The organism is Klebsiella sp. KTE92 (genome assembly GCF_000398905.1).
Classification (GTDB): domain Bacteria; phylum Pseudomonadota; class Gammaproteobacteria; order Enterobacterales; family Enterobacteriaceae; genus Klebsiella; species Klebsiella variicola.
This window is the reverse complement of record NZ_KB976100.1, coordinates 3,366,718-3,390,768: the sequence shown is the minus strand read 5'-3', so window position 1 is coordinate 3,390,768 and position 24,051 is coordinate 3,366,718. Positions and strand designations below refer to the sequence as shown.

Genomic DNA, 24,051 nt, shown 5'->3' with positions numbered 1-24,051 from the left:
GACATGGCGGTAACGCAAACGGCCCAGGCATGCGACCTGGTCATTTTCGGCGCGAAGGGCGACCTGGCGCGACGTAAATTGTTGCCTTCCCTGTATCAGCTTGAAAAAGCGGGCCAGATCCACGCCGACACCCGCATCATTGGCGTCGGCCGTGCCGATTGGGATAAAGCGGCTTACACCAAAGTCGTGCGCGAAGCGCTGGAAACCTTCATGAAGGAAAAAATTGATGAGGGTTTGTGGGATTCCCTGAGCGGACGCCTGGAGTTCTGTAATCTTGACGTCAATGACACCAGCGGCTTCACGCGTCTGGGTGAGATGCTGGATCAACAGAACCGTGTCACCATCAACTATTTCGCCATGCCGCCGAGCACCTTTGGCGCGATCTGCAAAGGTCTGGGCGAAGCGAAGCTCAATGCCAAGCCTGCGCGCGTGGTGATGGAAAAACCGCTGGGTACCTCGCTGGAAACCTCGCGTGAAATCAACGACCAGGTCGGCGAGTTTTTTGAAGAGTGCCAGGTCTACCGTATCGACCACTACCTCGGTAAAGAGACGGTCCTCAACCTGCTGGCGCTGCGCTTTGCCAACTCTCTGTTCGTCAATAACTGGGACTGCCGCACTATCGACCATGTCGAAATCACCGTCGCGGAAGAGGTGGGTATTGAAGGGCGCTGGGGTTACTTCGACCAGGCCGGGCAGATGCGCGACATGATCCAGAACCACCTGCTGCAGATCCTCTGCATGATTGCCATGTCACCGCCGTCCGATCTCAGCGCCGACAGCATCCGTGATGAAAAGGTCAAGGTCCTGAAATCCCTGCGCCGCATTGATCGCTCCAACGTGCGTGAGAAAACCGTTCGCGGCCAGTACACCGCCGGCTTTGCCCAGGGCAAAAAAGTGCCGGGCTACCTGGAAGAAGAGGGCGCCAACAAAACCAGTAACACCGAAACCTTCGTGGCTATCCGCGTCGATATCGATAACTGGCGCTGGGCCGGCGTACCGTTCTATCTGCGCACCGGCAAACGTCTACCGACCAAATGCTCTGAGGTCGTGGTTTACTTCAAAACTCCGGAGCTGAACCTGTTTAAAGAGACCTGGCAGGAGCTGCCGCAGAACAAGCTGACCATTCGTCTGCAGCCGGACGAAGGGGTGGATATCCAGGTGCTGAACAAAGTGCCGGGCCTCGACCATAAGCATAATCTGCAGATCACCAAGCTGGATCTGAGCTACTCCGAGACCTTCAACCAGACGCACCTGGCCGATGCTTATGAGCGTCTGCTGCTGGAGACCATGCGCGGTATCCAGGCGCTGTTCGTCCGCCGTGATGAAGTGGAAGAGGCGTGGAAATGGGTGGATTCCATCACCGAAGCCTGGGCTGCCGACCGCGATGCGCCGAAACCGTATCAGGCAGGGACCTGGGGACCGGTTGCGTCGGTGGCGATGATCACCCGTGACGGCCGCTCATGGAACGAGTTCGAGTAAGCTCGCAGCCTAATCCGTCAGGGTTATTTTACCGGTAACATGATCTGACGCAGAAAGTCGCACGCTTTTTAATCTTTTAAGCCCCGTGAGGATTCACCCACGGGGCTTTTTTTATTACACTGCTTTCAGACATTTTGCCCCTGAGCGCTGGTGTTGGTGGCCTTTAGCACAAAAATACGTCATCACGCAGCGGCCGGACAGATACAAATTTGAGGAGCCTTTATGAATTCGACAATGTTACGGGTAACAAATCGCATTATCGAACGGTCGCGTGACACCCGCGCGGCTTACCTCGCAAGGATTAACCAGGCCAAAACCGACACCGTGCATCGTGCGCAACTGGCCTGCGGCAATCTGGCTCACGGTTTCGCGGCCTGTCAGGCTGACGACAAAGCCTCTCTGAAAAGCATGTTGCGCAACAATATCGCCATCATTACCTCCTACAACGATATGTTGTCCGCTCACCAGCCCTACGAACACTATCCGGACATCATCCGTAAAGCGCTGCATAGCGCCAATGCGGTCGGCCAGGTGGCCGGCGGCGTGCCGGCAATGTGCGACGGCGTAACCCAGGGGCAGGATGGTATGGAGCTCTCATTGCTGAGCCGCGAAGTGATCGCCATGTCCGCCGCTATCGGTCTGTCGCATAACATGTTCGACGGCGCGCTGTACCTCGGGGTGTGCGATAAAATTGTTCCTGGCCTGACCATGGCGGCACTCTCTTTCGGCCATCTGCCGTCGGTCTTTATTCCGTCCGGTCCAATGGCCAGCGGCCTGGCTAATAAAGAGAAGGTCCGCATTCGCCAGCTGTACGCGGAAGGTAAAGTGGATCGTATGGCGCTGCTGGAGTCTGAAGCTGCCTCGTATCACGCGCCGGGCACCTGTACTTTCTACGGGACGGCGAACACCAACCAGATGGTGGTTGAGTTTATGGGCATGCAACTGCCAGGCTCGTCCTTCGTCCATCCGGATGCCCCGCTGCGGGACGCGCTGACCGCCGCTGCCGCACGCCAGGTCACCCGCATGACCGGCAATGGCAACGAGTGGATGCCGCTGGGGAAAATGTTCGATGAAAAAGTGGTGGTCAACGGCATCGTGGCGCTGCTGGCGACCGGTGGCTCTACCAACCATACCATGCACCTGGTGGCGATGGCCCGCGCGGCGGGGATCATCATTAACTGGGACGATTTCTCCGACCTGTCAGACGTGGTGCCGCTGCTGGCGCGCCTCTATCCCAACGGCCCGGCGGATATCAACCACTTCCAGGCGGCGGGCGGCGTTCCGGTACTGGTGCGCGAGCTGCTGAAAGGCGGCCTGCTGCATGAGGATGTTCACACCGTCGCTGGCTTTGGTCTGTCGCGTTATACCCTGGAGCCGTGGCTCAACAACGGCGAGCTGGACTGGCGTGAAGGGGCGACAGCGCCGCTTGACGATCAGGTCATCGCGACCTTCGAGAAACCGTTCTCCCGTCACGGCGGCACCAAGGTGCTGAGCGGCAACCTGGGGCGCGCGGTAATGAAAACCTCGGCGGTCCCGGTGGAGAATCAGGTGATCGAAGCGCCGGCGGTGGTGTTCGAGAGCCAACACGACGTATTGCCGGCCTTTGAAGCGGGCCTGCTGGATAAAGATTGTGTGGTGGTGGTCCGTCATCAGGGGCCAAAAGCGAACGGGATGCCAGAATTACATAAACTTATGCCGCCACTTGGTGTATTATTGGACCGCCGTTTCAAAATAGCGCTGGTGACCGATGGCCGACTCTCTGGCGCCTCCGGTAAAGTCCCGTCAGCTATCCATGTCACGCCTGAAGCGTATGACGGTGGTTTGCTGGCGAAAGTGCGCGATGGCGATGTGATTCGCGTGAACGGACAGACGGGAGAACTGACGCTGCTGGTGGACGATGCCGAACTGGCGGCGCGTCAGCCGCATATCCCTGACCTCAGCGCGTCGCGCGTGGGAACCGGTCGGGAGATGTTTGGGGCGCTGCGTGAGAAGCTCTCTGGCGCGGAGCAGGGCGCAACCTGCATCACTTTTTAAGACGATTTTATTTCTAGATCTGGCGAGAGAAAATCCTGATGAAAAACTGGAAAACAACAGCAGAAGCAATCCTCACCTCCGGTCCGGTTGTCCCGGTTATCGTGGTGAAAAAGCTGGAGCATGCGGTACCGATGGCGAAAGCGCTGGTCGCGGGCGGCGTGCGCGTGCTGGAAGTCACCCTGCGCACCGAGTGCGCCCTGGAAGCGATCCGCGCGATTGCTAAAGAAGTGCCGGACGCGATTGTCGGCGCGGGCACGGTCACCAACGTCGAGCAACTGAAAGCGGTAACGGAAGCTGGCGCGCAGTTCGCTATCAGCCCGGGACTGACCGAATCCCTGCTGAAAGCGGCGACCGAAGACGGCACCATTCCGCTGATCCCGGGGATCAGCACGGTGTCTGAGCTGATGCTGGGTATGCAGTATGGTCTGAAAGAGTTTAAATTCTTCCCGGCGGAAGCCAACGGCGGCGTGAAAGCCCTGCAGGCGATTGCTGGTCCGTTCGGCCACATTCGTTTCTGCCCGACCGGCGGTATTTCTCCGGCCAACTACCGTGACTACCTGGCGCTGAATAGCGTGCTGTGCATCGGCGGTTCCTGGCTGGTGCCAGCCGACGCGCTGGAGGCCGGCGACTACGATCGCATCACCACCCTGGCGCGTGAAGCGGTGGAAGGCGCGAAGTAAACCGCGCCTCAGGGTCGACAACCCGGTCAGCGGCAACGCGACCGGGTTTTTTTGTCTCTATCCTTCGACGATGACCGCCGCGGCGGCGGTTTTAGCCCGCGCTACGGCCTCTTCAACCGAATCGGCAACGGCGAGGGTCACCCCCAGGCGGCGGGTACCGTCAATCTCGGGCTTGCCGAACAGTCGCAGCTGCAGGCCAGCCCCGACGGCCGATTGCAGCTGGCCAAAGCTGACGTTCTGACTGGTCAGCTGCGGAAGGATCACTGCGGAAGCGGCCGGACCATACTGGCGGATAGCGCCGACGGGCAGTCCAAGAAAGGCACGAACGTGCAGGGCGAATTCCGAGAGATCCTGCGAGATCAGCGTTACCATGCCGGTGTCGTGTGGGCGCGGGGAAACTTCGCTGAAGATCACCTCGTCGCCGCATACGAACAGTTCCACGCCAAACAGGCCATGACCCCCCAGCGCCAGCACTACCTTGCGGGCGATGGCCTGGGCACGTTCGAGGGCCAGGTCGCTCATCTGCTGCGGTTGCCAGGACTCACGGTAATCGCCGTCTTCCTGGCGATGGCCAACCGGGGCGCAGAAATGCACGCCGTCGACGGCGCTGACGGTGAGCAGGGTGATTTCGAAATCGAAATTCACCACCCCCTCGACGATCACCCGCCCGGCGCCGGCGCGGCCGCCCTGCTGCGCATAGCGCCAGGCTTCGCTGAGCTGGTCAGCCGAGCGGATAAAGCTCTGACCTTTGCCGGAGGAGCTCATCACTGGTTTGACGATGCACGGCAAACCGATGTCGGTGACCGCCGCGCGGAAGCCTTCTTCGCTGTCGGCAAAGCGATAGCTGGAGGTGGGGAGCTGCAGCTCTTCTGCCGCCAGGCGGCGAATGCCTTCGCGGTTCATGGTGAGCTTAGCCGCCCGCGCCGTGGGGACTACTTTCTGCCCGGCCTGTTCCAGTTCAACCAGGGTATCGGTAGCAATAGCTTCGATCTCCGGCACGATGTAATCGGGTTTTTCCTGTTCAATCAGAGCGCGCAGGCTCTCGCCGTGCAGCATATTGATGACATGGGCGCGGTGGGCGACCTGCATCGCCGGGGCATCGGGGTAGCGGTCGACGGCGATAGTTTCAATGCCCAGACGCTGACATTCAATAGCGACTTCTTTGCCCAGCTCGCCGGAACCTAACAGCATTACTTTGGTGGCTGCCGGGCGCAGCGCGGTGCCTAATACAGTCATAACTCTCTTCCGCAGTAAAAAAAGATGCTGCCGATTATAAACGAAAACGTTTGCGTCTGTCTTTACGCGCGTGAGTTGAGTCCGGAGAGGAAATTTGTTATACTGTATAAAAATACAGTATTGAGAGGCTGCAGCATGGCGGTTGAAATTAAATATGTTGTGATCCGCGAAGGTGAGGAAAAAATGTCTTTTGCCAGCAAAAAAGAGGCCGACGCTTACGACAAAATGCTCGATCTGGCAGAGGTGCTGAATGACTGGCTGGTGGCATCGCCGCTGGAGATGGATGACGCCCAGCGTGACACCATGGCGATGTGGCTGGCAGAGCGAAAAGAGGCGCTGCAGCATATCCTGCGCGTCGGCCGATTGCCGGAGCAGGATGCGTCCGCGCACGACTCACCCGCGCCGTCGGCGGCAGAAGAGGCTTCTCCAGCGGAAGACGCCGCGGCGCCAGCGACCAAAGCGCGTAAGGCGAAAGTGGCCTGACTGGCGGCAGCCAGCTATGGCCTGGCTGGGCAGGGATTTGTCTGCCGCGCCCACCTTTGCGCATCTTTAGCCAGATCTAACATTTCCTGACATCGCGTCGTTTAGGCTGATAGCAGTGTTTTATCACCTGAGAGGAAAACCATGGCTAACTGGCTTAATCAACTGCAGTCGCTGCTCGGGCAGCAGGGCGCGTCATCGACAGGCGAGTCGTCAAAAGGGAGCGCACTGCTGCCCGGCGCGATTGGCGGGCTGGCCGGGTTGCTGGTGGCCAGTAAATCCTCACGCAAACTGCTGGCGAAGTACGGCACCAGCGCGCTGCTGGCTGGCGGTGGGGCGGTGGCGGGTACGGTGTTATGGAACAAGTATCAGCAGAAGATGCGCGCTCAAAACGCGCCTGTCCCCGGGGCGAACACGCCGGCTGCCGTGCCGGCGGACGTTGATCCGCGCAGCGTGCGACTGATCACCGCGCTGGTTTTTGCCGCCAGGAGCGATGGTCATATAGATGACCACGAACGGGCTAATATTGAAGCCCAGCTGCGGGCGGCCAATATCGACGTTCAGGCCCGGGTGCTGATCGACCAGGCGCTGGCCCAACCGCTGGATCCTCAGCGTCTGGCGGAGGGCATCGTTGATCCGCAGGAGGCACTGGAGATCTACTACGTCAGCTGCGCGGTCATTGATATCGACCACTTTATGGAACGCAGTTATCTGAACGCGCTGGGAGACGCTTTGTCACTGCCAAAGGATGTCCGGGCCGATATAGAACAGGATATCCAGTCACAAAAACAAGCGCTAAGCGTCTAAATTATCACGTTTCGCTTGCATCGCCCGCGTCTTTTGCCACCCTTATAGACACGTCATCATTCAGGCGCCGCCGTGTGACCTGAATGCTCTTGTGTCACGATAAAGCAGCAGAAGAACAACATGCCACCTAAAGCCAAACGGATCCCTCACGCCATGACCTTGCATGGCGATACACGCATCGATAACTATTACTGGCTGCGCGACGATGAGCGCGCGCGACCTGACGTGCTGGAGTACCTGCACGCGGAGAACGCCTATGGCAAGCGGGTGATGGATTCGCAGCTCAGCCTGCAGGAACGTCTGCTGAAAGAAATTATCGACCGCATTCCGCAACGGGAAGTCTCCGCCCCTTACAGTAAAAATGGTTTTCGCTACCGTCAGGTTTACGAGCCGGGCTGTGAATACGCCATCTATCAGCGCCAGTCGGTGCTCAAAGAGGAGTGGGACGAGTGGGAGATCCTGCTCGACGGCAACCAGCGGGCGGCGAAGAGTGAGTTCTACACCCTTGGCGGACTGGGCGTCGCGCCGAATAACCAATTGATGGCGGTGGCGGAGGATTATCTTTCCCGCCGCCAGTATGGCCTGCGCTTCTGCAACCTTAGCAGCGGTGAATGGTACCCGGAGATCCTGGAAAATGTTACCTCCGGGTTTGCCTGGAGCAATGATTCCCGCTTTGTGTGGTACGTGCGTAAACATCCCACCACACTGCTGCCTTATCAGGTCTGGCGCCACACGGTGGGTACCGCGGCGCAGAGTGATGTGCTGGTCTATGAAGAAAAAGATGAGACCTTCTACGTCAGCGTACATAAGACCACTTCCCAGCAGTTCGTGGTGATTTATCTCTCCAGCGCCACCACCAGTGAAGCATTACTGCTCAACGCCGAACTCCCTGACGCCGAGCCGGTCTGCTTCCTGCCGCGGCGGAAAGATCACGAATACAGCCTCGATCACTATCAGCACGCGTTCTATCTGCGATCCAACCGGGAGGGGAAGAATTTTGGCCTCTACCGTACTGTGCTGCGCGATGAAGATCAGTGGACCACGCTGATCCCGCCGCGTCACGACGTGATGCTCGAAGGATTTACCCTGTTTACTGACTGGCTGGTCGTCGAGGAGCGCCAGCGCGGCCTGACCAGCCTGCGGCAAATTAACCGCAAGACCCGGGAGGTGGTAGGGATCGCCTTTGACGATCCGGCCTATGTCACCTGGCTTGCCTATAATCCGGAACCTGAAACGTCGCGCCTGCGCTACGGGTATTCCTCCATGACTACGCCAGACACCCTGTTTGAACTGGACATGGATACCGGCGAGCGGCGGGTTATCAAGCAGCAGGAGGTGAAGGGGTTGGACACGAGCTGCTACCAGAGCGAACACCTGTGGGTGACCGCCCGCGATGGCGTCGAGGTTCCGGTATCGCTGGTCTACCATCGCGACCATTTCCGCAAAGGGAGCAATCCGCTGCTGGTCTATGGCTACGGCTCGTATGGCGAGAGTATCGATGCCGATTTCAGCGCCAGCCGGCTGAGCCTGCTCAACCGCGGCTTTGTCTACGCCATCGCCCATGTCCGCGGCGGGGGCGAGCTGGGGCAGCAGTGGTATGAGGACGGCAAATTTCTGCGTAAGAAAAATACCTTCAACGACTATCTGGACGTCTGTGACGCGCTGCTGGCCCAGGGGTACGGCGATCCGCAGCTCTGCTATGGCATGGGGGGCAGCGCCGGCGGGATGCTGATGGGCGTGGCCGTTAACGAACGTCCTGAGCTGTTTCATGGCGTGATAGCCCAGGTGCCGTTCGTCGATGTGGTGACCACCATGCTGGACGAATCTATTCCACTGACCACCGGGGAATTTGAAGAGTGGGGGAATCCACAGGATGAAACCTATTACCACTACATGAAAAGCTACAGCCCCTACGACGGCGTCCGGGCGCAGGCTTATCCGCATATGCTGGTCACCACCGGACTGCACGATTCCCAGGTGCAATACTGGGAGCCGGCGAAATGGGTGGCCAAACTGCGGGAACTGAAAACCGACGATAACCTGCTGCTGCTCTGTACCGATATGGATTCCGGCCATGGCGGCAAATCCGGGCGCTTTAAAAGCTATGAAGGGGTGGCCCTGGAGTATGCCTTTTTCATTGCCCTGGCGCAGGGGACACTGCCGGGAAAAGCGGCTGTGTGACGATTATTCCCCGAGGTAGTGTTTGAGGGTCAGACGCAGTTCGGGGCTCATCCGGTCGAGATTGTTGAATAACCAGCGCAGGTAGCCGGGGTCGTTTTCAGCAATTTCGGCCACCGCTTTACCCCGGTATTTGCCGAAGGTAAAGGTGGTGAGCAGCGCCGGGCGGCCGGTGATATCGGCCATTTCGTCAGGCGTCCAGCCGGAAACGTTGATGATATCCAGCAGCAGCGCGGCGGTGATATAGCAGTCATACAGCGCGCGGTGGTGATGCAGCCCCGGCGGGGTCGCCACATTCAGCTTACGTGATTTATATAACCCCATATTGCTGTATTTGATCCCCGGCCACAGGCGGCGGGCCAGCTTCATGGTACAAATCCACTCGCCGCTCATCTCCGGTAACACCCGGCGGTCAAAGCTGGCGTTGTGCGCGACATACCAGGGGCTGCCAAGATAATACGGAATAATCTCTTCAATCCACGGCTTATCGGCGACCATCTCTTCCGTTATACGGTGGATAGCCATCGCCTGCGGCGTGATGGGCCGATCAGGACGCACCAGATGGCTCATCGGGTTAGTGATTCGCCCGTCGACAATATCGACCGAGGCGATTTCGACGATGCCCCCCTGCAGGCCGCAGGTTTCGGTATCAATGACGCGCAGCATGGCTCGCTCCAGAGCAAAACAACAAGCGTAAAGGAATTGGGTGGTCTTGCCAACCGATGGGGAGCAGGCGGGCGCGCATTATTTCTGCTTCGGCTCCCAGGGCAGTCGGGAAAGCGAGACAGAGGCCAGCCGATGGGCGATCAGTCGTTCGCGGAACCAGTCGCGCAGATGGGCGGGCTGCTCACGCTCGACCAAATCAGCGACCACCGGCATGTTGTATCGCTCCTTAAAGGCGACGCCGGCGGCGGCGAGATCGACGTTGACCTTATCCATCTCAGCTTGCGAAATTTTGGCCAGATTTCTTTCCATTATTAACTCCAGTGTGCTGGTAAACCCGGTCGAGGCGCTGACGCTTAGCTCGACTCTGCCATTATACAGGGTTATTCTCTGTCCTACAGACATAACAAAAGGGAATGACGAATATGCGACTCCTCGCTGGACGCGCGTTGCGCCTCTCCGTTGCGTTTGCCGGTATGTTAACCGCGGCAGGCGCCTTCGCCCATGCTCACCTGCAACAGCAGATCCCCGCCGCGGGTGCCCAACTGACCGCGCCCCCTCAGACGCTGACGCTCAGTTTCTCAGAAGGGATCGAACCGGCCTTCAGCGGCGTGACCGTCACCGGTCCGCAGCAGCACGCGGTAGCCGCCGGTAAACTGACCCGCAGCGCTGACAACCCCGCTCAGGTCACCTTACCCCTGGCGGAAACGTTGCCTCCGGGGGAGTACACCGTAGCATGGCATGTGGTCTCGGTTGACGGCCATAAAACCAAAGGGCAATACACTTTTAGCGTGAAGTGATCGATGTTGACCGGGCTCTATATCACGCTGCGTTTTGGGCACTTTATCACCCTGATGTTGGCTTTTGGCTGCGTGCTGTATGGCGCCTGGTGGGCGCCGGTACCGCTGAGGCGCGTGCTGATGCACCGCTTTTATCCGCTATTACGCCCCCTGATGTTGATTGGCGCGCTCTCAACCGTGGCGCTGTATCTGCTGCAGGGGGGGATAATGGGCGACGGCTGGGCGGATGTCTGGCAGCCCGCCGTTTGGCAGGCGGTAGCGGGTACCCGCTTCGGCGGGGTGTGGATCTGGCAGATCCTGCTGGCGTTGACTGCTCTCGCCGTGGTGTGGATCCGCCCCCATCACGGCGCCAGGCAACTGATGGCCCTGCTGGCGGCCCAGCTGCTGCTTTCCGCCGGGGTTGGGCATGCTGCTATGCACGATGGCTTACTCGGCGCCCTGCAGCGGACTAATCATGCCGTCCACCTCTTCTGCGTCGCCAGCTGGTTCGGCGGCCTGTTGCCCTTCATCTACTGCCTGCGTCTGGCGCAGGGGCGCTGGCGTCAGGCTGCGGTCTATACCATGGCGCGCTTTTCGCGTTATGGACATCTGGCGGTGGCCGGCACCCTTGCCAGCGGCGTGGTCAATGCGCTGTTGATCCAGGGGGCGGTGATCGGAACCTCGCCCTGGGGACGCATGCTGTTGATCAAATGTGCGCTGGTCGCCGGGATGGTGGTAATTGCCTTAGTGAACAGGTATGTTCTGGTACCACGCATGTCGGCAAGCGGTTCGCGGGCGGAAAGCCTGATCCTGCGAACCACGCAGGCTGAGATAGGGCTGGGCGCGTTGGCGCTGCTGGCCGTCAGTCTGTTTGCCACCTGGGAACCTTATTGAATTAACTGGCAAAATCATGAAAAAAATTGTTCTGACCATGTTGTTACTGGCAAGCTCCGGGGCTGCTCTGGCGGCGCCGCAAATTATCACCGTGAGCCGCTTTGAAGTGGGGAAGGAGAGCTGGGCGTTCAACCGTGAAGAGGTGATGTTGACCTGCCGTCCGGGTAACGCGCTTTACGCCATCAACCCGAGTACGCTGGTCCAGTATCCGCTCAATGACGTCGCGGAACAGCAGGTTAAAGCCGGCAAGACGACCGCGCAGCCGATCTCGGTGATCCAGATCGACGATCCGCAGCATCCGGGACAAAAAATGAGTCTTGCGCCATTTATCGAGCGAGCGCAGAAGCTCTGCTAACGTTCCGCGTTATCTTACTGTAATAGCATAAAAAAAACCGCCCTTGCCGGATAACGGCAGTGGCGGTTTTTTACTGGCTGACAGCCGTTTCCCAGGAATTATACGACCACATTGGCCACGGACTGGAAAAGCTGACGCGTTAAACTATTCTTATAGTGCAAGGCGACTTAGCCTGCATTAATGCCAACTTTTAGCGCACGGCTCTCTCCCAAGAGCCATTTCCCTGGACCGAATACAGGAATCGTATTCGGTCTCTTTTTATCGGTAACTTTCTGCTTTCGCAATAGCCAGCGACATCATGTCAGTCAAACCCCAGGCTGGCCTCTGGATGTCCCGTTATAGCACACCGTTTTTAGCATACACAATCCATTTACACACAAATCGCATCCTGAGGAAGGGTTGCGTCGGGAAGGAGAGATCTGAAGCTGGGGTGGAAAGAGAAAAGAAAAAACCTGCACCTAACCAGGCCCGGCGTGCAGGTTAACTGGCGGGCCAACATCGGAAGCCTGCTAGTATACACATTTGTATGACAAATAAAATAAGCAAAGTCTAATAGGTTTGGCAATTCATGCGATTAGCTATCAATGAACGACCGTATCGCTAAAAATAATAAGCGAATGCGCCGCTATTTACAGCGGCTAAAATTATTCAGGGACGCTAAAGGTGGGATATATTTTACTTTCGAGATAGCAGAGCAAAAGCCAAATTTCATCGCTAAAAATAAACCATACGCAGCCCAGCAGAATGACCGCAAGAAGAATCAGCAGGAAAATTTCGGTTTTACTCATCATGCCAACCACTATCCAATGGCGCCAGGGGCCATGATAGTAGCGAAATAACGACCGAATAAGCAAACGCCGCGTGTCAGCGCGGCGCTATCCGCAGCGAAATTTACGCACCATGGCGCGGTTGCGTCAGGATGTCCACCTGCTCAGCCAGCTGATCCAGCAGCTGGAACCGACGCCGGTATTCGGCCCGTTTTTTGCTGGCGATACTCTCCAGTGATTTTCGTTCCAGACGCTGCGGCAGCCGCCAGCGCCACGCGCTTTCCGGCTTACCATCGATGGACTGCCAGAACTCGTCGTAGCTGGCGTGGAAATGGCGGCCCTTGCTCAGACGATAGCGCAGGGCACGGAACACATGGCCGTTATCGCTGACGCCATAAATCGACTCGATAGCGCTGCGAGCGGCCAGTAGCCAAATGAACTCCAGCAGCAGGCGCTTCGGGAACAGGCCGAAGCAGGCGCGAGTGGCCTGCTTAATCACCTCATGGGAAACGTGGCGCCGTGGCCCCTGCAGGCCGCCGATGACCAGTTGCCAGGCTTCACCGTCCCAGGTCACGCTAAAGGTTGCGCTGGCCAACAGGGTGTGATCGCCGTCGCGTAGCCATAATGTGGTTTCGCCCTCGCGCTCAGCCTTCCCGGCTGAGGAGGCGGAGAGAGTGAACGGGCTGTCGTCTTTTCCGTTCAGCGTCAGCAGCGGGACCTCGCTCACCGCGGTCATGGCATGCGCCAGCAGCGACCCCTGCAGGGTATCGATGTAGCGATAATGACTTATCACCGCCATCGCCCGCTGCCAGGCGTTAAGATCGCGCGTCAGGTACTGACGGTGCACTTTCCCCGGCAAGGTCGCCTGCGCGGTCAGAAGCTGATTAAAATCGTCACGGGCGCTAAGCGACTCAAGCATTGCTTTGGTGGGGCTATAAAATAACGCCGTACGCAGCAGAAATTTAAGGCGAAAATTTTTCTGCCGCCAGATAGGTGCAGGTATTAGTCTGCCCATCACCAGATCGGCAATAAGATGCGAGCGCGGCGCAAGCACGCTGGTTGAATGCAGGCTATTGTCTGTCACGATAAACACCTCGTTGTTATTTCCTCCTATTTTAAAGCGAGCTTCTGATAAGCTTAATCCTCTGGCCGACTATATTTCCCGTTTGTTTAAAATCGATTGAGGTGTAAATAAAAATCACGGGGGATTCGGCGCAATTACCTATAATTACAGCAGAGAGGTAATTATATGTATCAATGTATTAATGGTAGCGACTGGCGTAATATCTGGCTGATGGGCGATCTGCATGGTTGCTTTGCGCTACTGATGGGCCGCCTGCGTCAGCTGCGCTTTGATCCCTGGGCCGATCTGCTCATTTCCGTGGGCGATCTGATCGATCGCGGACCGCAGAGCGCTGACTGCCTCGGCCTGCTGCGCTGCCGCTGGTTCAGGGCCGTTCGGGGGAATCATGAACAGATGGCGCTGGAGGCGCTGGAGAGCGGGGATATGGCACTCTGGCAGATGAATGGCGGCGACTGGTATGGCCGGGGCACCGCGCAGCAGCGGGCCGAAGCCGACCGGCTGTTAGCGCGTTGTCAGCGGTTACCGTTGATTATTGAAGTTGGGTGTGCAGATGCCCGGCATGTGATCGCCCATGCCGATTATCCGGCGCCAGTCTATCGCTGGCAGCAGCCGGTGGATCCCCAGCGGGTGTTATGGAGCCGTCATCGCCTGAGCGAACATCTGGCGGGACGTCATGGCGCCATCGCCGGAGCAGACCATTTCTGGTTTGGCCATACGCCGCTTCGCACGCCTTATGAACGCGATAATCAACACTATATTGATACGGGCGCCGTGTTTGGCGGAACGCTGACGCTGGTGGCGCTACAATCGGCAGGTTAAAAATCGCTGTATTCGCTGGCGGGTTGCCAGAAGCCATCAATAAAATCTTCTATCGGATAGCAGCCGCCGTGGCGGATCCGCTGATCCTCCATCGCCACTAAGCACTGCGTTTCCTCGCGGTAGACGTCAACCACAATGTCCTCGCAGCCGCCATCCAGATAGCAAATAAACAACACCAAGGCAAACATCCTGGCCTCATGCTCGGGTTCACATACTCTTTAGTGTAGGGGATGACGGCGGGACGGGGAAATAAATAACCCGTCTCAGGCGACGGGTTCATTTGAGTCAGGCAAGGCGCATGACCCAGGCATCAGACTGGCGGTCGTAATGTTTACGGTAGAGCACGGAATGTTCGCCATTGAGAATAGCGGGCACGCTGGTATCGGCATCCCAGGCGTCAAGCTGCATACATAAATCTGGATCGGATTTGCAGGGAATACTTAACGTTCGCTCTCCCTGATGTTCACCGTGCAGTTCGGCATCGTCTATCTCAAACGCGCCGATGCGGACATTGGTTTTACTCATCGCTTCACCCCATTTTTCAGCTGAGTTGTGGTACGACCAGTTGAGGCCGTCATTTTTCAGCGTAGTCAATGGGGTGAAAACCGCCAGTCAAAAAGTGCGCATTTTTTGCGCGGCGTCACACCTTGCCGGCAAAAAGTTTCCCATCGCGTACCAGTTCGCGCGGGTAGCTATTCTTCAGACGGGAGCCAACGCGCTTGGCCAGACCCAGCGGGACACCCTGGAAGGTCACGATGGCCTCATCCTGCTGCGGCGCGGTCTGCGGATAGACGTCGCGTCCGCGATACCATTCCTCCGCTTCCTCCTGGGTCAGCTCGAAGGCGCGCTGCGGCGCGGCAAAGGCGATAACCGCCTCATGCTGCCAGCGGTACCCCTTATTGTGCACCTCTGCCAGGCGTACGCCGATGCGTGAAAAACGCACCTGACCAAACAGGGGCTCCATAGCCTGCGGGAACAGCCACAGCTCTTTATCCCGCTGCCACAGCGTATGGCCTGCGTCCCACACCAGGCCAACAGCGCTGGCGGCGGCAGTTACCGCGGCGGCCTCCCGGCTCTTCAGCGGCGTAAACGGGAATTTGCCGACCTTATAGCCTGGCGCCGGGAGCGGATCGATCGCCGCGGTCTTGCGCAGGCGAGCGACAAAGAAGCCTTCGCAATCGTAGATCTGCGGGAATACGTGCAAAAATCCTTCTGCGGTTAAGGCATCGGCCGCGCCGGAAAACAGATCTCCCAGCGGCAGGATCTCCACCGCCTGCGGATAACGGGACAGTAACCACTGAACAACCGACTGGTTTTCCTCGCGATTCAGGGTACAGGTCGAATACACCAACGTCCCGCCAGGACGCAGGGCATGGAAGGCGCTGTCGATAAGTTCGCGCTGGGTGGCGGCAATGTCGAGGTTGCTCTCCGGCGACCAGTTTTTCAGTGCGTCAGCATCTTTACGCACTACGCCTTCGCCCGAACAGGGGGCATCAAGCAGGATGGCATCGAAAGCTTCGGGTAGCGCCGCGCCGAAAACCCGGCCGTCGAAGTGGGTCAGGGCGACGTTACTGATGCCGCAGCGGCTAATGTTGGCATGCAGCACCTTCACCCGGCTGGCGGAGAACTCATTGGCCAGAATGCCGCCCGCGTTACCCATTCGGGCGGCAATCTGGGTGGTCTTAGACCCCGGCGCGGCGGCAACATCCATCACCCGTTCAGGCTGCGGGTTATCGGCGAACAGAGCGGCGACCGGCAGCATCGAGCTTGCCTCCTGAATATAGAACAGCCCGCTGAGATGTTCGGCGGTGCTGCCCAGCGGCAGGGCATCGTCGCCGTCCCGCTCGATCCAGAATCCCTCTTCACACCAGGGGACCGGCGTCAGCTGCCAGCCATACGGGGCGACCAGAGAGAGAAAATCGGCCACACTGATTTTCAGCGTGTTGACGCGAATACTGCGGCGTAGCGGGCGCTGGCAGGCGGCGATAAAGTCGTCGAAAGAGAGATGCGCGGGCATTGCCGCACGCATTTGAGCGAGAAACGCTTCAGGGAAATAGACAGTATTTTCAGCCACAGGCAGCGCACCACAGAAAAAAAAGGGTGCGCAGTTTAGCACAAACGCCCCGGTGCAGGACACCGGGGCGTGCGGTGAGTCATCTTCCCGCCCCCGGCGTTGGCCGGTGCGGGAAAAGCGTTACGAGGGTTACTGCGGCAGGGCGGTGCCCCATTCCCGCCACTCTTTCGGCTCGCTCTCCTGCAGCAGGAAGTGCTTGCCATCCTGGGCCTTCGGCGCCAGCGGTGTCCCCGGCGGCGTGGCGAAGGCGATCCCGCCGCGGATAAACTGGTTGAAGGTCCCGGTTTTCACCACGCCGCCAATCAGGCCGAAGTCGAGGCTGTAACCTGAGGCCAGCCAGAACACCGAGTTATTGCGTACCAGATACTGGTAGCGCTTGCTGATGCGCAGTTTCACCATCACCCGATCGGACATTGACCCCAGCGACAGGCCAGTGACCGTCCCCACCTCAAGGCCGCGGAACAGGACCGGCGTACCGATGCCAAGCGACCCCGCCTCCGGCGCTTCCACCACGATGTTCAGGCCGTCGATATAACGTGAGTCGCTGATCGTCGTATCCTGGATCTCAAAGTCGCGGCGCGCCGGCCCGCGTCCGGGCTCAACGTTAATATAGGACTGGAACAGGGTGTCCAGATGCTCGACGCCCGCGGCGGAGATTTGCGGGGTGATCACCGAGAAGCGGGTCCCGGCCCGGGCGAAGGTACCGACGTATTCCGGGTAGAGCACCGCTTTCGCCTGCACTTCGTTTTTGGCGGTGATCAGCTCCAGGGACTGGATCTGACCGATATCGATGCCGAGATAACGAATCGGCATCCCGGCCGCCATCTTCCCGGCGTCAAACGCGTGCAGGGTGATCTGGCCGCCCACGGCGCGCGCCGCCGTTTCCGAAGCGTAAAGGATACGTTTGTTATTCAGCCGCGCGTTGGCGCTGCTGCCATTGAGGTTATCGAAACTGATCGCCCCTTTAATGGCGCGCGCCAGCGGCGAGGCCTGAACGGTGAGTCCGTTGCCGTCAAGTTTGACCTTCGCCCCCCCTTCGGCCCAGAAGACGCTGTTGTTGCTCAGCAGGTAGCGGTACTCCGGCTTGATATGCAAATCGATATCGAAAGCGTCTTTGCGCGGTTTGACGGCGATGATCTCGCCGACGGCGAATTTACGATACAGCACCACCGAGCCGGCCTGAACGTCAGGCAGGGTCTCGGCTGAGAGGCTTAAGGTCGTGGTCGGCACTTCGCTCAGGCTGTTTTCCTGGGCCTTTTCGAGGTTGGCGTACAGCGGGTAGCTGCTCTGCATTTCGCCTTTTTCTCCCGGAATGACCCGGATCCCGCCATTAACCCATTCGCTGGCGCTGGCCCCCAGCACCTGCACGCCATCGAGTCCGACTTTGACATCCAGACGGCTGTTAACCACAAACTTACTGTCACCGCGAATGAGATCGCGGTATTCGGGGGCAATCGCGACCTGGAAGGTCACCCCTTTGGCCGTCAGTTTGCGCTCCAGCACCTGGCCGACTTTTACTCCGTGCAGCACCAGCGGTTGGCCGCCGTCAATCCCGTAGCTTTCCGGCGCCGAGAGCGTGACGGTGGCGACGTTGGGCTCCTCCAGCAGCGCTTTATCTGCTGGCATGACGGAGAAGTGGTTGCGCGGCTCGCCTTCACCGGGTACCAGTTCAAAGGTATTGCCGGTGAGCAGGGCGCTGACGCTGGGGTTATCGAGGGAAATTTTCGGCTTCTTCATCTGAATCAGCGTCTTCTCACGCAGCAGCGTCACCACGCTCGGGTCGACGGTCATCTCGCCGGTCACTTTGCCGCCGGGGTTAAGATTCAGCTTACTTAACTGACCCACTTCCAGCCCCTGATACATCAGCGGCGTCGAGCCTGCTTTCAGCCCATCGCCGTCGGGCAGGTCGAGGGTGACCAGCACACCGCGCTGGCTATGCGCCAGATCTTCGTACAGATGATAGTCATCGTTTTGCGCCGCAACCTGCGAATCGGCAGGTGAATCGAAGGCGATAGCGCCGTTCACCAGCGCAGAAAGGTTCTCCAGCTGCACTTTTGCCCCACTCAGGCCGACGTCGGCTTTGATCCCGGAGACGTTCCAGAATCGGCTGCCTTTTTTCACCAGGTTGGTAAACCGGCGCTCGATCAGGACATCGATGGTGACCCCCTGATTATTGGCATTCAGGGTGAAATCATACACGCGCCCGACCGGGATCTTGCGGAAATAGACCAGCGAGCCGCTGTTCAGGGAGCCAAGGTCCGGCGCCTGCAGGTGGATCATCAGCTCGCCGTTGTTGATGCGGTATTTCGGCTGAGTGTCGAGGGCCACGAAGTGATCTTCGGGCTCACCCTTGCCAGGCATCATGCCAATGTAGTTCCCGCCCACCAGCGCATCCAGCCCGGAGACCCCCGCCAGAGAGGCTTTTGGGGTGACCAGCCAGAACTGGGTCTCTTTGCGCAGCGCATCTTTCATATCGCGTTTGATGCTGGCGGAAACCTCAATCTTACTCAGATCTTTACTGAGGCTAATATCCTGGACGGTGCCGACCTCGACCCCCTGATAACGGATAGGCGTCCGCCCCGGCACAATGCCGTTAGCGGACTGGAAATCGATGGTAATCGTCGATCCGCGGTCGTCAAAGCTGGTCCAGATGAGCCAGGCGGCAATCAGCAGCGCGATAACCGGCAACAGCCAGAATGGCGAAATACGGCGTTTAGTTTTTATTCTGGCTTCAGTCTGCGAAGCGGGCGATTCCTGACTCATGTGCGTCCCAAAGTAAGCGGCTGTCCAGCCATTCAACTGCAAGAATAGTTAAAATTACCGCACCGCCGAAGTAAATCGCCGCCGGCCCCATGGTGAAAGCGAGGAGCTGATCGCGATTGATTAGCGACATGGTGAGTGAAATAACAAACAGATCCAACATCGACCAGCGGCCAATCCAGGTTATCAGCCGCAGCAGCAGGATGCGGGTGCGCAAGCCTTGCTCGCACTTGAATTGTATGCTGACCAATAGGGTAAATAACACTATAACTTTGGTGAATGGCACCAAAATACTGGCGATAAATACCACTCCGGCGATGGCGATATTGCTGCTGGCAAGGGAGATGATCCCGGAAAGGATCGTATCGTCCTGGCGCGCACCGTTAACATAGATGATCGAGATCGGCAGCAGGTTGGCTGGTAAGAGAAATATCAGCGAGGCAATCAGCGCCGCCCAGCTGCGCTGCAGGCTCTGCGGCCGGCGATGATGCAGCGGGGAGTGGCAGCGTCGGCAGCGGCCACGCGCGTCGCGGTAGCCGGTGTAGTGGCAGCCGGTGCACACCTGTAAATTGTTATCGGCGCGGGTCGCTGGCCGTTCAGGATAGAAACGCTCCCACAGCTCTTCGACGTTCATGTGAATAAGCGTCAGGATGCTCAGTAGCGTCAGCGAGATAAACGCCACCAGGCCGATGCCGGGCTGCAGAAAGGCGTAATCCTGCACCTTGATGGAGGCGACGCCAATACCCACCAGATAGATATCCAGCATCACCCACTCTTTGAGCTTGCCGAGCATCAGCAGCACCGGGCGCAGGTTCATCCCCAGCACGTTGCCCAGCCAGAGATAGCTAATCGAGACCACCAGCAGCACCGGGGCGACCACCGCGCAAAACAGCACCATGGCGGCGGTAAGCGGGTCACCCTGCGCGGTCATCTGCCAGATCCCTTGCAGGACGTTGGCGTCGATGCGCACGCCCAGCAGGTGCAGGCGCAGCAGAGGCTCCGACCAGGCAAAAGGCATGAGCAGCAGCATCGCAACGGCCATGCTGCCCAAACGCGTCAGCGACCAGTCGCGCCCATCGCGCACCTTGGCGTTGCAGCGTGGGCACCAGGCGCTTTGGTTGCGTTTAAGCACCGGTAAGCGAAAGAGCATGTCACACTGCGTACAGCGCTGATAATGCGCATAGGGAAGCGGTGTGCTGACGGCATGCACGACCAACTTCTTCGCAGGTTTAATCGTTGGTGTTTTTATCGGCATTTATTACGTACAGGAATGAATGTATCCCACTATCTTAACCTATGAATGAATTCATCTTGAGCCTAAGCGCATTTAATGCTTATTTTAGTAGGCTGTACGTATCAGGCAGTAAGACAACCAAGTGAAGATATAATGAGCAAAACAGAATTTTACGCGGATCTGAACCGCGATTTCCAGGCATTAATGGCAGGTGAAACCAGTTTTCTGGCGATGATCGCCAATACCAGCGCGCTGCTGTTCGAGCGGCTGAGCGAGGTCAACTGGGCCGGTTTCTATCTTCTGGAAGGCGATACCCTGGTACTGGGGCCGTTCCAGGGCAAACTGGCCTGTGTGCGCATTCCGGTTGGCCGCGGCGTCTGCGGCGCCGCGGTGGCGCAAGCCCAGGTCCAGCGCGTAGAGGACGTGCATGCGTTTGATGGTCACATTGCCTGCGATGCGGCCAGTAATTCAGAAATTGTCTTTCCCCTGCGCGTGAACGACCAGATTATCGGCGTGCTGGATATCGACAGCACGGCGTATGGCCGCTTCACAGCTGAAGATGAGCAGGGGTTGCGCACGCTGGTCGAGCAACTGGAAAAACTTATCGCGGCCACTGATTATCAAAAAATCTTTACCCGTGTCGTGGGATAATCAACGGATAACGTAGCATTTAGCGAGGACGTCATTATAATGTCGCCTGTTCATGCCTGCGGCTTGTTGGCTACGTCCGTTGTAATCAGGAAATTTCATGGAAAATCAACCTAAGTTGAATAGCAGTAAAGAAGTTATCGCCTTTCTGGCCGAACGTTTCCCGCAGTGCTTTAGCGCTGAAGGCGAAGCGCGCCCCCTGAAAATTGGTATTTTTCAGGATCTCGTTGAGCGAGTGGGTGGTGAGATGAATCTCAGCAAAACCCAGCTTCGCGCTGCATTACGTCTCTACACGTCCAGCTGGCGTTATCTGTACGGCGTGAAAGCCGGCGCTATCCGCGTTGACCTGGACGGCAACCCGTGCGGCGAACTGGAAGAACAGCACATTGCCCATGCGCGCCAGCAGCTGGAAGAAGCGAAAGCTCGCGTTCAGACGCAGCGCGCTGCCCAGCAGGCGAAAAAACGCGAAGCCGCCGCCGCCGCAGGTCAGCAGGATGAAGGGGTTCGCCGCGAGCGTAAACCGCGTCCTCAGCAGCCGCGTCGTAAAGAAGGCGCTGAACAGCGTAAACCGCGTCCTGTTGCGGCCAAAGCCCCGCGTGAAGAGCGTCATACTCCGGTTTCGGATGTTTCCGTTCTGACCGTCGGCCAGGCGCTGAAGGTAAAAGCAGGCAATAACGCAATGGACGCCACCGTTCTGGAAATCACCAAAGATGGCGTTCGTGTACAGCTGACTTCTGGTATGTCAATGATTGTACGCGCAGAACACCTGGTGTTCTGAAACGGAGGCCGGGCCAGGCATGAACACATTTTTTAAAATCACCGCGCTTGCGGGCCTGCTGGCAATAGCAAGCCATGCTTTCGCTGTTGATGAAATAACCCGTGCAGATCAAATACCCGTGCTGAAAGAAGAGCCGCAGCACGCGACGGTGAGCGAGCGCGTGACGTCGCGCTTTACCCGTTCTCACTACCGTCAGTTTGATCTCGACAACGCCTTCTCGGCAAAGATTTTTGACCGTTATCTGAACCTGCTGGACTACAGCCACAATGTGCTGCTGGCCAGCGATGTGGCGAAGTTCGCGGCCAAAAAAGACCAAATCGGCGACGAACTGCGCACCGGGAAACTGGACGTCTTCTACGACCTCTACAACCTGGCGCAGCAGCGTCGCTTTGAGCGCTATCAGTATGCGCTGAAGGTGCTGGAACGTCCGATGGACTTTACCGGCAACGATAATTTTAACCTTGATCGCTCCAAAGCGCCGTGGCCAAAAGATGAGGCCGAGCTGAACACGCTGTGGGACGCCAAGGTGAAGTTTGACCAGTTAAGCCTGAAGCTGGCGGGTAAAGACGATAAAGAGATCCGCGACACCTTAACGCGTCGCTATAAGTTCGCGATCCGTCGTCTGGCGCAAACCAACAGCGAAGATGTCTTCTCGCTGGCGATGACCGCCTTCGCTCGCGAAATCGACCCGCACACCAACTACCTGTCTCCACGTAATACCGAGCAGTTCAACACTGAGATGAGCCTCTCTCTTGAGGGGATCGGCGCTGTCCTGCAAATGGATGATGACTACACCGTCATCAATTCGCTGGTGGCGGGCGGCCCGGCCGCGAAGAGCAAAGCGATCAGCGTCGGCGACCGTATCGTTGGCGTTGGCCAGACCGGGAAGCCGATGGTTGATGTCATCGGCTGGCGTCTGGATGACGTGGTCGCGCTGATTAAAGGACCGAAGGGCAGCAAAGTGCGCCTTGAGATCCTGCCGGCAGGCAAAGGGGCCAAGACGCGTATCGTGACCCTGACCCGCGAGCGGATCCGTCTGGAAGACCGTGCGGTGAAGATGTCGGTGAAAACCGTTGGTAAAGAAAAAGTCGGCGTGCTGGATATTCCGGGCTTTTACGTTGGTCTCACCGATGATGTGAAGGTGCAACTGCAGAAGCTGGAAAAACAGAACGTCAGCAGCATCGTCATTGATCTGCGCAGCAACGGCGGCGGGGCGCTGACCGAGGCGGTATCGCTCTCGGGTCTGTTTATTCCGTCCGGCCCGGTAGTGCAGGTCCGTGATAACAATGGCAAGGTCCGCGAAGACAGCGACAACGATGGCGTGGTCTATTACAAAGGGCCGCTGGTGGTGCTGGTTGACCGCTTTAGCGCCTCGGCGTCTGAAATCTTCGCCGCGGCGATGCAGGATTATGGCCGCGCGCTGATCGTTGGCGAGCCGACCTTCGGTAAAGGGACGGTACAGCAGTATCGCTCGTTGAATCGTATCTACGATCAGATGCTGCGTCCGGACTGGCCGGCGTTAGGTTCCGTCCAGTACACCATCCAGAAGTTCTACCGTATTAACGGCGGCAGTACGCAGCGTAAAGGCGTGACGCCGGATATCATGATGCCAACCGGTAATGAAGATCGTGAGACCGGCGAGCAGTATGAAGACAACGCGCTGCCGTGGGATAGCATCAACGCAGCCACCTACGTGAAGTCCGGGGATCTGACCCCGTTTGGACCGGAACTGCTCAAGCGCCATGATGAGCGTATCGCGCAGGATCCAGAGTTCCAGTACATCATGAAGGATATTGCCCGTTATAACGCGATGAAGGACAAGCGTAACATCGTCTCTCTGAACTACGCCCAGCGTGAGAAAGAGAACGAAGAGGATGATGCGATTCGTCTGGCGCGGATTAACGATCGCCTGAAACGCGAAGGCAAACCGCTGCTGAAAAAACTGGATGACCTGCCGAAGGATTACCAGGAGCCGGATCCGTATCTTGATGAAACGGTCCATATCGCGGTAGACCTGGCGCATCTTGAAAAAGCGCGCCCGGCGGTGGAACCGCCAGCCAGTAAATAAATAACAAACGGGCACCTCAGAGGGTGCCCGTTTTATTTTGTGCTTTTGTCATCACCTTTCAGCTCAACTAACAAAATGTCAACCTGCCCGGCCGCTGTCAGCAAGATGCTACAAAATGTAAAGTTGTGTTTTTATCGTGACTTAGCGGGGGTTGATGGTTGAAAATTGCAGCCTGACCCATACGATGTGGGTAATCGCATAGTGCGTTTTGTTAAATTGAGGTAAAAAGAAAAT

The 24,051-nt window shown here is 57.9% G+C and carries 22 protein-coding genes and 1 pseudogene; 13 read left to right on the top strand and 10 right to left on the bottom strand.

The annotated features are described in order from the left end of the window. The first annotated feature begins 3 nt into the window (after positions 1–3). The 3 genes from zwf (at position 4) to A1WC_RS09520 (ending at position 4,193) form a co-directional block, all read left to right on the top strand. On the top strand, positions 4–1,479 hold the full coding sequence (zwf, locus tag A1WC_RS09510; RefSeq protein WP_008804260.1) for a glucose-6-phosphate dehydrogenase: 1,476 nt from the start codon (positions 4–6) through the stop codon (positions 1,477–1,479). A 222-nt stretch (positions 1,480–1,701) separates the two neighbouring features. Then, the gene (gene edd / locus A1WC_RS09515) at positions 1,702–3,513 is read left to right on the top strand and encodes a phosphogluconate dehydratase (protein WP_008804261.1); all 1,812 of its coding nucleotides are present in this window, start codon (positions 1,702–1,704) and stop codon (positions 3,511–3,513) included. A gap of 38 nt (positions 3,514–3,551) precedes the next feature. Beyond that, positions 3,552–4,193, top strand: coding sequence for a bifunctional 4-hydroxy-2-oxoglutarate aldolase/2-dehydro-3-deoxy-phosphogluconate aldolase (locus A1WC_RS09520; protein WP_002911423.1), 642 nt, complete (start codon positions 3,552–3,554; stop codon positions 4,191–4,193). Positions 4,194–4,250: 57 nt separating this feature from the next. Here the strand turns inward: A1WC_RS09520 and purT are convergent, their stop codons facing one another. Continuing rightward, positions 4,251–5,429, bottom strand: coding sequence for a formate-dependent phosphoribosylglycinamide formyltransferase (purT, locus tag A1WC_RS09525; RefSeq protein ID WP_012541255.1), 1,179 nt, complete (start codon positions 5,427–5,429; stop codon positions 4,251–4,253). A 135-nt stretch (positions 5,430–5,564) separates the two neighbouring features. Here purT and A1WC_RS09530 point away from each other — a divergent pair, with 135 nt between their 5' ends. From A1WC_RS09530 to ptrB, 3 genes are all read left to right on the top strand, one after another. Continuing rightward, positions 5,565–5,912 carry a YebG family protein gene (locus tag A1WC_RS09530; RefSeq protein ID WP_012967680.1) on the top strand — a complete coding sequence of 116 codons (348 nt, stop codon included), beginning with the start codon at positions 5,565–5,567 and terminating at the stop codon, positions 5,910–5,912. Positions 5,913–6,053: 141 nt separating this feature from the next. Then, positions 6,054–6,716, top strand: coding sequence for a tellurite resistance TerB family protein (locus tag A1WC_RS09535; protein ID WP_012541257.1), 663 nt, complete (start codon positions 6,054–6,056; stop codon positions 6,714–6,716). 120 nt (positions 6,717–6,836) lie between these two features. Further along, complete coding sequence (ptrB, locus tag A1WC_RS09540) at positions 6,837–8,897, top strand: oligopeptidase B (RefSeq protein WP_032691213.1); 2,061 nt, start codon at positions 6,837–6,839, stop codon at positions 8,895–8,897. 3 nt (positions 8,898–8,900) lie between these two features. On the opposite strand, the gene exoX is transcribed toward ptrB, so the two are convergent. Both exoX and A1WC_RS09550 read right to left on the bottom strand, forming a co-directional pair. Continuing rightward, complete coding sequence (exoX, locus tag A1WC_RS09545; protein WP_012541259.1) at positions 8,901–9,560, bottom strand: exodeoxyribonuclease X; 660 nt, start codon at positions 9,558–9,560, stop codon at positions 8,901–8,903. Between the two features lie 78 nt (positions 9,561–9,638). Next, positions 9,639–9,869 (bottom strand): DNA polymerase III subunit theta, encoded by a 231-nt coding sequence (locus A1WC_RS09550; protein WP_012541260.1) that lies wholly within the window; start codon positions 9,867–9,869, stop codon positions 9,639–9,641. A 113-nt stretch (positions 9,870–9,982) separates the two neighbouring features. Here A1WC_RS09550 and yobA point away from each other — a divergent pair, with 113 nt between their 5' ends. Genes yobA through A1WC_RS09565 form a run of 3 tightly spaced genes read left to right on the top strand, consistent with a single transcriptional unit; the run spans position 9,983 to position 11,585 of the window. Continuing rightward, positions 9,983–10,357, top strand: a complete 375-nt coding sequence (gene yobA, locus A1WC_RS09555; RefSeq protein ID WP_016161388.1) for a CopC domain-containing protein YobA — start codon at positions 9,983–9,985, stop codon at positions 10,355–10,357. A gap of 3 nt (positions 10,358–10,360) precedes the next feature. Then, positions 10,361–11,230 carry a copper homeostasis membrane protein CopD gene (copD, locus tag A1WC_RS09560; protein WP_012541262.1) on the top strand — a complete coding sequence of 290 codons (870 nt, stop codon included), beginning with the start codon at positions 10,361–10,363 and terminating at the stop codon, positions 11,228–11,230. 16 nt (positions 11,231–11,246) lie between these two features. Then, positions 11,247–11,585 (top strand): YebY family protein, encoded by a 339-nt coding sequence (locus A1WC_RS09565; RefSeq protein WP_008804271.1) that lies wholly within the window; start codon positions 11,247–11,249, stop codon positions 11,583–11,585. A 644-nt stretch (positions 11,586–12,229) separates the two neighbouring features. Here A1WC_RS09565 and A1WC_RS27540 read toward each other — a convergent pair. Both A1WC_RS27540 and A1WC_RS09570 read right to left on the bottom strand, forming a co-directional pair. Further along, positions 12,230–12,373, bottom strand: coding sequence for an Ecr family regulatory small membrane protein (locus A1WC_RS27540; protein ID WP_048268691.1), 144 nt, complete (start codon positions 12,371–12,373; stop codon positions 12,230–12,232). Positions 12,374–12,476: 103 nt separating this feature from the next. Next, positions 12,477–13,445, bottom strand: a complete 969-nt coding sequence (locus tag A1WC_RS09570) for a VirK/YbjX family protein (RefSeq protein WP_162493241.1) — start codon at positions 13,443–13,445, stop codon at positions 12,477–12,479. A gap of 156 nt (positions 13,446–13,601) precedes the next feature. Between A1WC_RS09570 and pphA the strand changes: the two genes are divergently transcribed. After that, complete coding sequence (gene pphA / locus A1WC_RS09575; RefSeq protein ID WP_012967753.1) at positions 13,602–14,255, top strand: protein-serine/threonine phosphatase; 654 nt, start codon at positions 13,602–13,604, stop codon at positions 14,253–14,255. Here the strand turns inward: pphA and A1WC_RS09580 are convergent. The 5 genes from A1WC_RS09580 to yebS form a co-directional block, all read right to left on the bottom strand. After that, the gene (locus tag A1WC_RS09580) at positions 14,252–14,443 is read right to left on the bottom strand and encodes a YebW family protein (RefSeq protein WP_002911395.1); all 192 of its coding nucleotides are present in this window, start codon (positions 14,441–14,443) and stop codon (positions 14,252–14,254) included. The two genes, pphA and A1WC_RS09580, sit on opposite strands and share 4 nt — an antisense overlap. Before the next feature lie 97 nt (positions 14,444–14,540). Further along, complete coding sequence (locus A1WC_RS09585; protein WP_002911393.1) at positions 14,541–14,780, bottom strand: YebV family protein; 240 nt, start codon at positions 14,778–14,780, stop codon at positions 14,541–14,543. A gap of 115 nt (positions 14,781–14,895) precedes the next feature. Further along, positions 14,896–16,329, bottom strand: a complete 1,434-nt coding sequence (gene rsmF / locus A1WC_RS09590) for a 16S rRNA (cytosine(1407)-C(5))-methyltransferase RsmF (protein ID WP_008804274.1) — start codon at positions 16,327–16,329, stop codon at positions 14,896–14,898. A gap of 129 nt (positions 16,330–16,458) precedes the next feature. Then, entirely contained in the window at positions 16,459–19,092 is a 2,634-nt protein-coding gene (locus tag A1WC_RS09595) for a PqiB family protein (protein WP_016161386.1), read from the bottom strand. Then, positions 19,061–20,344 (bottom strand): membrane integrity lipid transport subunit YebS, encoded by a 1,284-nt coding sequence (gene yebS / locus A1WC_RS09600; protein ID WP_016161385.1) that lies wholly within the window; start codon positions 20,342–20,344, stop codon positions 19,061–19,063. Before yebS ends, A1WC_RS09595 begins: the two co-directional genes overlap by 32 nt. A gap of 132 nt (positions 20,345–20,476) precedes the next feature. Here yebS and A1WC_RS09605 point away from each other — a divergent pair. The 3 genes and pseudogenes from A1WC_RS09605 (at position 20,477) to prc (ending at position 23,817) form a co-directional block, all read left to right on the top strand. After that, positions 20,477–20,990: pseudogene (locus A1WC_RS09605) on the top strand (GAF domain-containing protein). An 81-nt stretch (positions 20,991–21,071) separates the two neighbouring features. Beyond that, complete coding sequence (proQ, locus tag A1WC_RS09610; RefSeq protein WP_008804278.1) at positions 21,072–21,749, top strand: RNA chaperone ProQ; 678 nt, start codon at positions 21,072–21,074, stop codon at positions 21,747–21,749. 19 nt (positions 21,750–21,768) lie between these two features. After that, the gene (gene prc / locus A1WC_RS09615) at positions 21,769–23,817 is read left to right on the top strand and encodes a carboxy terminal-processing peptidase (protein ID WP_016161384.1); all 2,049 of its coding nucleotides are present in this window, start codon (positions 21,769–21,771) and stop codon (positions 23,815–23,817) included. Positions 23,818–24,051: the final 234 nt, after the last annotated feature.